Origin of the sequence: Kaistella pullorum (assembly GCF_014837035.1) — a bacterium.
GTDB classification, from domain to species: Bacteria; Bacteroidota; Bacteroidia; order Flavobacteriales; family Weeksellaceae; genus Kaistella; species Kaistella rhinocerotis.
In genome coordinates, this window is sequence record NZ_JACSPS010000008.1 from 1 (window position 1) to 6,009 (window position 6,009).

Sequence of the window (6,009 nt, forward strand, 5' to 3'; positions counted from 1 at the left end):
AAAAAAATCCCCAATCAACTAAATGATTGAGGACTGTGTCCCGCCGAGGCGGATTAAAAAAAACTGGCGGCGACCTACTCTCCCGCTTTCGCAGTACCATCGGCGCTAGAGGGCTTAACTTCTGTGTTCGGAATGGGAACAGGTGAGCCCCTCTGCTAAAACCACCCTAAAGGCTGTTTTGTACAAAAGGATGTACAGTATATGTTATTTAAATAGAGAGTTTAGATCTTAGACCTTAGAAGTTAGATTAAATCTAAAGTCTAACATCTCATTTCTAACTTCCAGTTAAAAAATCGATAAAAACGTTCACAAAGAAAAAACCTTTACGCACGCTGTGGAGCGGTACCTTATTAGGCTATAAATCTACGGGTAATTAGTACTACTCGGCTATGACATTACTGTCTTTACACCTATAGCCTATCAACGTTGTCATCTCCAACGACCCTTAAAAGATGTCTCATCTTGAGGCAGGTTTCGCACTTATATGCTTTCAGTGCTTATCCTTACCAAACGTAGCTACTCAGCGGTGCACCTGGCGGTACAACTGATACACCAGAGGTTTGTTCAAATCGGTCCTCTCGTACTAGATTCAAGCCCTCTCAAACATCTAACGCCCGCAATAGATAGAGACCGAACTGTCTCACGACGTTCTGAACCCAGCTCGCGTGCCACTTTAATGGGCGAACAGCCCAACCCTTGGGACCTTCTCCAGCCCCAGGATGTGACGAGCCGACATCGAGGTGCCGAACCTCCCCGTCGATGTGAGCTCTTGGGGGAGACTAGCCTGTTATCCCCGGAGTACCTTTTATCCTATGAGCGATGGCCCTTCCATACGGAACCACCGGATCACTATGTCCTGCTTTCGCACCTGATCGACTTGTAGGTCTCACAGTCAAGCACCCTTATGCCATTACACTCTACGCACGGTTACCAAGCGTGCTGAGGGTACCTTTGAAAGCCTCCGTTACTCTTTTGGAGGCGACCACCCCAGTCAAACTACCCACCACGCAATGTCTCCCGAACAAGCCGGGATTAGGCTCCAAATAAACAAAGGGTGGTATTTCAACGTTGACTCCACAGACACTGGCGTGCCCGCTTCAAAGTCTCCCACCTATCCTACACATTGTTTATTCAAAGTCAATACGAAGTTATAGTAAAGGTTCACAGGGTCTTTTCGTCCCATTGCGGGTAATCGGCATCTTCACCGATACTACAATTTCACAGAGCTCATGGTTGAGACAGTGCCCAGATCGTTACACCATTCGTGCAGGTCGGAACTTACCCGACAAGGAATTTCGCTACCTTAGGACCGTTATAGTTACGGCCGCCGTTTACTGGGGCTTCAGTCAATTGCTTCGCATTGCTGCTAACAACCTTCCTTAACCTTCCAGCACCGGGCAGGTGTCAGACCCTATACTTCATCTTTCGATTTTGCAGAGTCCTGTGTTTTTGATAAACAGTCGCCTGGGCCTCTTCACTGCGGCCAGCCTTGCGGCTGGCGTCTCTTCTTCCGAAGTTACGAGACTATTTTGCCTAGTTCCTTAACCATGATTCACTCTAGCACCTTAGGATTCTCTCCTCGACTACCTGTGTCGGTTTTGGTACGGGTTGCTTCACTTCGGCTTTTCTTGGAAGCGAGTTCACTACAACAACTTCGCCCGAAGGCTAGGTCTTGACTATTCCGTCAGTCTCCAGTAGCTACGTCACTCCGTCCCCTTTTTAGTGTGAGCAAGTATGGGAATATTAACCCATTGTCCATCCACTTCCCCTTTCGGGTTCGCGTTAGGTCCCGACTAACCCTCAGCTGATTAGCATGGCTGAGGAAACCTTAGTCTTTCGGTGAGCGGGTTTCTCGCCCGCTTTATCGTTACTTATGCCTACATTTTCTTTTCTGTACGCTCCACCACACCTCACGATGTGGCTTCTGTGCAAACAGAATGCTCCCCTACCAGATATAACTCAAAAGTTATAAATCCATAGCTTCGGTACTATACTTATGCCCGATTATTATCCATGCCGAACCGCTCGACTAGTGAGCTGTTACGCACTCTTTAAATGAATGGCTGCTTCCAAGCCAACATCCTAGCTGTCAATGCAGTTCAACCGCGTTATTTCAACTTAGTATAGATTTGGGGACCTTAGCTGTTGGTCCGGGTTCTTTCCCTCTCGGACATGGACCTTAGCACCCATGCCCTCACTGCCGACGAACATTTATTAGCATTCGGAGTTTGTCAGGAATTGGTAGGATTTGACTCCCCCGCATCCAATCAGTAGCTCTACCTCTAATAAACTTAACATCGACGCTGCACCTAAATGCATTTCGGGGAGTACGAGCTATCTCCCAGTTTGATTGGCCTTTCACCCCTACCCACAAGTCATCCGAAGACTTTTCAACGTCAACCGGTTCGGTCCTCCACTTTGTGTTACCAAAGCTTCAACCTGCCCATGGGTAGATCACAAGGTTTCGCGTCTAATCCTACTAACTATGCGCCCTATTCAGACTCGCTTTCGCTCCGCCTCCGCACCTGAAGTGCTTAAGCTCGCTAGTAAAATTAACTCGTAGGCTCATTATGCAAAAGGCACGCCGTCACCCAACTTGTGGGCTCCGACCGCTTGTAGGCGTACGGTTTCAGGTTCTCTTTCACCCTTCTATTCGAAGTGCTTTTCACCTTTCCTTCACAGTACTTGTTCACTATCGGTCTTTCAGGAGTATTTAGCCTTGGAGGATGGTCCCCCCATATTCAGACAGGATTTCACGTGTCCCGCCCTACTCATTTATCACTTATGTATGCCTTTCATATACGGGGCTATCACCCTCTATGGCTGTTCTTTCCAGAACATTCTATTAAACATATAAAAGCTTTTGGGCTAATCCGCTTTCGCTCGCCACTACTTACGGAATCTCTTCGATTTCTTTTCCTCCGGGTACTTAGATGTTTCAGTTCTCCGGGTTTGCTCTCTAAATAAATTTAGAGTAATACATCTTCAATGTATTGGGTTGCCCCATTCGGACATCTCGGGATCAATTCGTGTGTGCCAATCCCCCGAGCTTTTCGCAGCTTACCACGTCCTTCTTCGCCTCTGAAAGCCTAGGCATCCGCCATACGCCCTTAACGATTTCTTTCCTAATAATAAAATTAGTCTAGTTTAGTTTTATCCAGCCAACGCAACCGCGCTGACCTTCTTATTTTTTAAACTCCGCACCCACAGGTGCTCGGTTTTTTCTTTGTGATGTTCTTACCGTTAATGTCAATGATCAATTTTCTTATTACTTCTTTAATAAACAGATATTGTTTTTGGCTCTATCCGTCACTTTTAAACTAAAGTGGTAATACGTGAATAATATAGGTCCCGATCCTATCAAACTTCTTAATTTCTTAAGCCGTTTCGCCTCCTAAGGGCATAATTCTTCAATCTTAATGTAAATATCTTCTGTTCTCGTCGCTTTTTAAGGCAACTTTGTGGAGAATAAGGGAGTCGAACCCTTGACCTCCTGCGTGCAAGGCAGGCGCTCTAGCCAGCTGAGCTAATTCCCCTCTAGGTCAGACTCGAGATTTTCAGATTTGAGATTTGAGACTTATAAATGGTCTCATTTCTCTCGTCTTTTTGTCTCCCGTCTTGTCATTAGTAGTCTCGGGCAGGCTCGAACTGCCGACCTCTACATTATCAGTGTAGCGCTCTAACCAGCTGAGCTACGAGACTGTCTTGTTAGACTTTTAGATTCAAGATGCTAGATACAAGACTTCTACTGTCTTGATTCTTGCCTCCTGGCTCTTGTATCTCCTCCCTAATACTAATTTCTAGTGGGTGTATTTTTAAATAATAACCAAAAGTAAAAACTAAAGCATCTTTTTCTTTAAGCAGATGCGTGATACATTTAAGTATCTTGTTTGTTTATTCTCGCCTAAACGACGAGACTCAAAAATGAGATGTTCCAGCCGCACCTTCCGGTACGGCTACCTTGTTACGACTTAGCCCTAGTTACTTGTTTTACCCTAGGCAGCTCCTTTTACGGTCACCGACTTCAGGTACCCCAAACTTCCATGGCTTGACGGGCGGTGTGTACAAGGCCCGGGAACGTATTCACCGCGCCATGGCTGATGCGCGATTACTAGCGATTCCAGCTTCATAGAGTCGAGTTGCAGACTCCAATCCGAACTGAGACCGGCTTTCGAGATTCGCATCCTATCGCTAGGTAGCTGCCCTCTGTACCGGCCATTGTATTACGTGTGTGGCCCAAGACGTAAGGGCCGTGATGATTTGACGTCATCCCCACCTTCCTCTCTACTTGCGTAGGCAGTCTCACTAGAGTCCCCAACTGAATGATGGCAACTAGTGACAGGGGTTGCGCTCGTTGCAGGACTTAACCTAACACCTCACGGCACGAGCTGACGACAACCATGCAGCACCTTGAAAAATGTCCGAAGAAGGGTCTGTTTCCAAACCTGTCATTTCCCATTTAAGTCTTGGTAAGGTTCCTCGCGTATCATCGAATTAAACCACATAATCCACCGCTTGTGCGGGCCCCCGTCAATTCCTTTGAGTTTCATTCTTGCGAACGTACTCCCCAGGTGGCTAACTTATCACTTTCGCTTGGTCTCTGAATCCGAAGATCCAAAAACGAGTTAGCATCGTTTACGGCGTGGACTACCAGGGTATCTAATCCTGTTCGCTACCCACGCTTTCGTCCATCAGCGTCAGTTAAATCTTAGTGACCTGCCTTCGCAATTGGTGTTCTAAGTAATATCTATGCATTTCACCGCTACACTACTTATTCCAGCCACTTCAAATTTACTCAAGACCTGCAGTATCAATGGCAGTTTCATAGTTAAGCTATGAGATTTCACCACTGACTTACAGGCCCGCCTACGGACCCTTTAAACCCAATAAATCCGGATAACGCTTGCACCCTCCGTATTACCGCGGCTGCTGGCACGGAGTTAGCCGGTGCTTATTCGTACAGTACCTTCAGCTACTCTCACGAGAGTAGGTTTATTCCTGTACAAAAGAAGTTTACAATCCATAGGACCGTCATCCTTCACGCGGGATGGCTGGATCAGGCTTTCACCCATTGTCCAATATTCCTCACTGCTGCCTCCCGTAGGAGTCTGGTCCGTGTCTCAGTACCAGTGTGGGGGATCTCCCTCTCAGGACCCCTAAAGATCACAGACTTGGTGAGCCGTTACCTCACCAACTATCTAATCTTGCGCGTGCCCATCTCTATCCACCGGAGTTTTCAATAATAATTGATGCCAATCATTATATTATGGGGTGTTAATCTTCCTTTCGAAAGGCTATTCCCCAGATAAAGGTAGGTTGCACACGTGTTACGCACCCGTACGCCGCTCTCAAAGTCCCGAAGGACTTCTACCGCTCGGCTTGCATGTGTTAGGCCTCCCGCTAGCGTTCATCCTGAGCCAGGATCAAACTCTCCATTGTATGTTTGTTTGCCCTTACTCAAAAAAAAGTTAATTGACGCTTTAGTTTTTCCTTACTTTTTGGTTGTTATTTGTATGTCAATGATCTCTATTCTTCTCGCTTTAACTCCGGTCGCATGCTTTATCTGTCATGCTGCTTCCGAATTGCGAGTGCAAAAGTATGAACTATTTTTTAACTGGCAAAATATTTTGGAGAAAATTTTAAAACTTTTTTTCGTAAGCTTTAACCCTCCGCTTTATGTTAACCTGTCCGTTCTGCTTCGCTCCCGTCTCTCTCGATTTGGGACTGCAAAGATACAACGTTTTTCTTTCCGGCAAAATGTTTTTTGATTTTTTTTAAACTCTTTAAAAGATTTTAAAATCTCAAATCTCACTCACCGTCTCAGTGCTCATCTCCGCTCCTGTCTTCTTTCGAATTGGGACTGCAAAAGTATAAACTATTTTTGAACTGACAAAATGTTTTTTGAAAAAAATTTAGAAACTTCTAAACCCTTATCTATCAACATTTTCGCCCTTAAAAATAATGCTCTTCTGCGCTCCCCCTTCTCTCGATTTGGGACTGCAAAGATAC

General features: G+C 45.9%; 2 tRNA genes and 3 rRNA genes. All 5 read right to left on the reverse strand.

Going from position 1 to position 6,009, the window contains the following annotated elements:
* Nucleotides 1-61: 61 nt before the first annotated feature.
* Nucleotides 62-169: ribosomal RNA gene (rrf, locus tag H9628_RS11585) — 5S ribosomal RNA — on the reverse strand.
* Nucleotides 170-353: 184 nt separating this feature from the next.
* Nucleotides 354-3,124 (reverse strand): 23S ribosomal RNA (locus tag H9628_RS11590).
* 338 nt (nt 3,125-3,462) lie between these two features.
* Nucleotides 3,463-3,536, reverse strand: a tRNA-Ala gene (locus H9628_RS11595).
* A gap of 92 nt (nt 3,537-3,628) precedes the next feature.
* Nucleotides 3,629-3,702, reverse strand: a tRNA-Ile gene (locus tag H9628_RS11600).
* Nucleotides 3,703-3,922: 220 nt separating this feature from the next.
* Nucleotides 3,923-5,439 (reverse strand): 16S ribosomal RNA (locus H9628_RS11605).
* The 16S, 23S and 5S rRNA genes sit together here with 2 tRNA genes alongside, the layout of an rRNA operon.
* Between the last annotated feature and the right edge of the window lie 570 nt (nt 5,440-6,009).